Source organism: Pallidibacillus pasinlerensis, from assembly GCF_009996845.1.
Taxonomy (GTDB): domain Bacteria; phylum Bacillota; class Bacilli; order Bacillales; family Caldibacillaceae; genus Pallidibacillus; species Pallidibacillus pasinlerensis.
Genome location: NZ_JAACYS010000110.1, coordinates 1 through 5,481 on the forward strand (window position 1 = coordinate 1; position 5,481 = coordinate 5,481).

The following is a 5,481-nucleotide window of genomic DNA, read 5'->3' on the forward strand; positions in this document are numbered from 1 at the left end:
GAAAAAAGCTTTTGCTACAACAACAGCTGCAGTTATGGCAGCATCTGCTGTAGCACCAGTTGCTGCATTTGCTGCTGAATCAAAATTCCCAGATGTTCCATCAGACAAATACTATGCTGATGCAGTTAACTATCTAGCGGAAAAAGAAATTATTAGCGGTACACCAGAGGGTAATTTCAACCCAACTGGAAAAATTACACGTGACCAAGCGGCGAAAATTATTGTTTTAGCAGCTGGTTTAGAAGGAACTACTGAATTAACTTTCAACGATAGTGACAAAATTAAAAGCTGGGCAGTTCCATATGTAAAAACAGCAGTTGCTAACAAAGTTATCAATGGTAACGACAAAGGAAACTTTGATCCAGAAGGTAACTTAACACGTGCTCAAGCAGCTAAAATTATTGTTGAAGCATTTGGTTTAGAAGGAACTACTGAATTAACATTCAACGATAATGACAAAATTAAAAGCTGGGCAGTTCCATATGTAAAAACAGCAGTTGCTAACGGAATTATTACTGGTAGCCCTGAAGGTAACTTCAATCCAGAAGCAAACATTGAACGTGGCGACTTCGCTTTAATGGTTAAACGTGCAATTGATAAAGTTGCAGAACAAGAAGACGTAGAACTTGCAGTTGAATCTGTAAGTGCGATTACTTCTAAATCTTTAAAAGTTAAATTTAACAAAGTTGTTGATACTACCAAAGCTAAATTTGAAGTGAAAAAAGGTTCTGTAAAAGTTAATACTGAAACCATCACGTTTAATGCTGATAAAACTGAAGCTGTTATTGAATTAACAGGAAAATTAACAGCTGGCGAGTACACTGTCAACGTCACTGGCTTAACTGATCAAGCTTTAACAGCTACTACAACTGTTGAAAATGAAAGAGTTGAAACTGTAAAAATTTTAAGTGAAAATGCAGTTTTAGATAAAAATGGTAACAATGTCACTGTTGGTTATAAAGTAGAGAACCAATACGGTGAAGATATCACGGCTAGAACTGCACTAACAGCTAATGCAGCTGGTACAGTAGTTGCTGGCAATGCAAATCCTTCAAAAGGTGTAGTTACTATACCTGTTAAAAAAGATGGTGTTAAAGAAGGAGATTCAATTGTTTTAACACTTGTGCATGCTGCTAGTGGAAAATCAGCTTCAGCAACGGTAAAAGTATCAGCAAAAGCACAAGTTTCTGAAATTGCTATTACTGGTCTTTACAACAAAGATGGTAAGGCTCTAACTGAAACCACTGATCTTTCTAAAGATGCATTCTACTTATTGGTAGAAGGTAAAGATCAATATGGTAACGTAGTAGACGAAGCTGCTCTTGATGCTTCCAATGCTGTACTGATTAATAACACGAATCCTTTAATTGCTAAGGTAGCAACTGATTTTGAAACAATTAAAGTAAATGGAAAAGATGTAACAGCATTGAGACTAAATGGTTCAGTTACAGCTGGCGAAACGACTGTTATGCTGATCCCTACTGCGAGCGGTAAAACTGCTTCTTATACAGTAAAAGTAGCAGAAAGTCAACGTACTGATACAGTAACTTTTGAAGTTCCAGATTTAGTTGTAGCTAAGGAAAAACTATTTGTACCAATCCAAGTTCTTGATAAAGAAGGTAATCTTGTTACAGATGAAAAAGTTCTAAACGATGCAACAAGAGGTATTAAAGTATCTGGTGTTACAGATGCGAAAGTTAAAAAAGTAGATGGAAAAATTGGCGTAGAAGTTCCTGGTGAAAATGTTAAAGAAGGATACATTTCTTTAGTAGCAGTATCTTCTACTGGAAAATCTACTATTGCAAACATTCAAGTTAAAGCAGAAGCAAAACCTGTGCGGGTTGAAGGTGTAACATCTGACATTAAGACAACAGTTCTTACAGGTTCACCTGCTCAAACACTTTCTGTAGATAATGTGAAGATTATTGACCAATATGAGCGCGAAATGTCAGCCGCCCAAAAAGCAAATTACTTTACTGGTGACACAGCTAAATACTCTTTAGTAATCACAGATGAAAAGCCGGAAGATAATGCTGGTGCAGTTAACATTAAAGATAAAAACACAATTGTTCCAATTGCTAAAGGTACAGAAAAAGTTACAATTTCAATCAAAGATGAAGTTAAAGATGAGGTACTTACAGGCAGCGAAAAATCAGTTACCTTCCGTGTAACAGATGGCACAGAGTATAAATCATACGAAGTGAAATCTGTCGGCACTGTGTATGATGAAAAAGCTGCTGGTAAAACTGATAGAGATGAATATGATAAAGCAGTGGAAGTATATGGTGTGCTTGATGACGGAAGCAAAGTACAGTTAACACATGGGGTTGACTACACTGTTTCGTCTACAAATTCTACTTTTAATAAAGATGTAGCAGATGGAACAATTGATGTTGATGCTGCATATACAACATATGGTGATGCAAAAGAAATTAAACTTCCATTAACAGTTACAATCAATGCTACTGGTGAAAAACTTACACAAGAAGTAACAATTTCTAAAGAAACTCCAAAAGTAACAAAACTAGAAGTTGTGGCTAATGGTAAGGCTGCTGATTTAGCTGCTGGTAAAACAGTTGCTGCACTCGAAAATGTTTCTTATGATGCGGCTAAGGTAGATGCTCCATTTGATTTCTCTGTTTTAGCTGGAACTGTTGCTGATATTGTCGTAACGGATCAATATGGCGTACGAGTTGTATTGACTGGAAGTAACGATAAATTCCCTGATGGAACTACATTTGTAAGCACGTTGACATTCAATAAAGTAGATGGCGAATTGGTATTTGTAAACAATGGTACTGCGTCTGCTAAAGTAACTGAAATTCCAAAAGACTCTGTGTTTAACGTAGTAGTATCTGCAGGTACTTTAACTGCAGCACCGGTTAAAGTAACAGCTACATCAGATTATTCTTATTCATCAGCTCAAGCTGCTGCACAAAAAGTAGTTGATGATGAAGCTGCTAAATATGAATCTGAAGTGACAATTCCTAAAACTACCCAAGCTGATGCTGATATTACTGCAGTTGTACAAAAATTGAAAGAAGATCAAACAAACAACAATGATGTAACTGTTGCTGTTAAATCAATTAAAGAAGATAAAGGTGAGTATTTAACTCTTACTGATGGAGTTCTAAAATTAGTTAAACAAGCTGATAAAGATGCTACTAATAATAAAGCTGTAATCGTATTAAGCTTTACTAAAGATGGTAAAGAAGCTACTAAAGAGGTTACTGTTACAATCGAACCTCTAGATCAAAATGACGAAACTCAAGATCAAAATGACGAAACTCAAGATCAAAATGACGAAACTCAAGGTCAAAATGACGAAACTCAAGATCAAAATGACGAAACTCAAGGTCAAAATGACGAAACTCAAGGTCAAAACTAATAATTTTGTAGGTTGGGTATCCATCACTGTCTGAGAGGGTCCGAATAATGATGAAAGGTCTCGCGGAGAGAAATCTCTGCGGGGCTTTTCTTTTTCCTTTCTTCAATTAAAAAGAAAAAAAGGCAAAGCGGCAATTGCTTTACCCTGAAATGGATGATATCTAGTCATCTGCGACTTTAATCAAAACTTCTTCTCTTTTCCGTTTTATTTCGTTTCCAAATATACTCACAATGATAGTAAGCACTTTTAGCCTGTTCATTTTTAACTACTTTTTCCAAACTAGACTTCGTTAAAAATCGGTCAAGTCTAAATGATTGTGTAAATTTCTCTTTGATAGAAAACATGGACCTGATGCCTTGACGTATAGTAGGCAAGTTCGGAAAATCTCCTTGCCGGCCTTTTTTAATTCTTATATATGCTGCTATGACAAAAAACGCTCATTCATTCCACCTATTCCTCCCGCTCCCATTCCTTTCCGCAATCCGGACATTGCCATTTAATGACACGATCTTCTTCCCGACTGTAAATGCCGATTTTTCTGGATCCATGAGTAGCGCCGTAATGATGCTGGATTTCTTTCGGGATCGGCGGTCCTTGCAAATCAGCCCCGCAAAACGGACAGTATTCTTTGCTCTCATCCATGTTTTTTCACGCCCTTCTTATATGGATTTGGTTCGGTTTGCCTCTTGAAGCGGCAATCCCCTGTCTCCCGCTGGCATGGTCGAGTCAATGGACGAATGGAAAATATGCTTGTTTTCTTGCTCAATGATAAGGGGATGGGAGCGGGGAAGGATGTTGCCTGTGTCCATCTTTCTATTGATTTTTTTGTTGATCCCCGCTACATAAAAGTCAATCCCATTTCAATACAATGCTTTTTTATCCATTGTAACAAATAAAGAGTGGCTGCGCTTTTTTTGTGCTGGAATATATGCAAATTGGATTAAAACCGGAAAAAGCATCGGTTAGAATAATCATGTACGATTCTTTTTATTCACTTTTATTTGAACAAATCAGAATAAACGATGGCCTTTTGGGTCCGAAGAATAGGTTAAAAATCATCGGTAAGGATGTATGACGAAAAACAGTCGTTGGCATTCTTGCCGATGTTTTTTTATTTATCAACAATTTTAATATGGAGGGATTTTCATGAATCATTATTATGTCGTACGAAGAACAAAGGAGAAAGATGAAGAATTTGCTGTGATCGACGCTTTATCTCTGGATGAAGCGAATGCAATCTTCCAATTAGGGACAATTAAATGTCTCTTTCTTGGATTAGAAGGTTGCAATTAAAACATGAGCATCATGGATAAACGACAAAAATGATGGAAAGGTCCTTGACGGGGCCAATTAGGGACAATTAAATGTCCCTATCACGATCTTCATCTGTTGTATTAGTATCCAATGTGTATTTAGTTCCCCGACCTTTACCTATCATTTTGACACCGGAAGATTCAAGTTCTTTTATTATTTTATAAACCTTTTTGCGATTCCATCCGGTCATTTGTCGAACGTCATGATTAGTAAGATCTTGTTCTTTTAAAACAGTTAAAATCCTAATTTTAGCAGCTTCATCATCTAGTGGGATTTGTCGTTCATAAGTCATTTCTTGTTTTAATGCATCGGAGGTTGTTTTAGACAATATATAGTATCTGTACCAAACATAACTGAAAGAAATGTAGCAGAATTAAACTACATCTGCCACAAATGTAAACGTACAACGGATATAAAGAAAGATAGAAATGTTTTCCAGCATATTATCCAGCATATTAGAGGTAAAATCGGAAAAATATAGAAGTTGCTAATTCCAAAACTGTGAATTTAATTATGCGGATTGGTCTAAGAGAATTGAAGTGTTAGGGTTAAGCATTTATGCAGTTATTAGTTTATGTTTATTATTTTTTCTGAAAACGAGATTTCTAGGTATATATTTTTGTTTACAGTCTTTATTCGGCTCTTCGCTGTTTAATGTTGAAAAAACAGGTTACCAGTGCCCATAGGATTCTATCATTTCCTTGTTTGCCACCGGTATTATCCTACATCTAAGTGCTGGTCGCTAAGCAAACAAGAAAGGATAAAACAAGTCATGATAT

Annotated in this window: 5 protein-coding genes; 2 read left to right on the forward strand and 3 right to left on the reverse strand. The window is 36.2% G+C overall.

Going from position 1 to position 5,481, the window contains the following annotated elements; translation table 11 throughout:
• Positions 1-3,388, forward strand: a 3,388-nt coding sequence (locus tag GW534_RS15350) for an S-layer homology domain-containing protein (RefSeq protein ID WP_161921856.1), incomplete at its 5' end; no start/stop codon positions are given.
• Between the two features lie 176 nt (positions 3,389-3,564).
• On the opposite strand, the gene GW534_RS15355 is transcribed toward GW534_RS15350, so the two are convergent.
• A complete protein-coding gene (locus tag GW534_RS15355) occupies positions 3,565-3,762 on the reverse strand; it encodes a hypothetical protein (RefSeq protein WP_161921857.1) in 198 nt (65 codons plus the stop codon).
• 76 nt (positions 3,763-3,838) lie between these two features.
• Positions 3,839-3,988, reverse strand: a complete 150-nt coding sequence (locus tag GW534_RS15360) for a hypothetical protein (RefSeq protein WP_312854689.1) — start codon at positions 3,986-3,988, stop codon at positions 3,839-3,841.
• 546 nt (positions 3,989-4,534) lie between these two features.
• Between GW534_RS15360 and GW534_RS16195 the strand changes: the two genes are divergently transcribed.
• Positions 4,535-4,681 (forward strand): hypothetical protein, encoded by a 147-nt coding sequence (locus GW534_RS16195; protein ID WP_202630969.1) that lies wholly within the window; start codon positions 4,535-4,537, stop codon positions 4,679-4,681.
• 67 nt (positions 4,682-4,748) lie between these two features.
• On the opposite strand, the gene GW534_RS15365 is transcribed toward GW534_RS16195, so the two are convergent.
• The gene (locus GW534_RS15365; protein ID WP_161921859.1) at positions 4,749-5,030 is read right to left on the reverse strand and encodes a hypothetical protein; all 282 of its coding nucleotides are present in this window, start codon (positions 5,028-5,030) and stop codon (positions 4,749-4,751) included.
• Between the last annotated feature and the right edge of the window lie 451 nt (positions 5,031-5,481).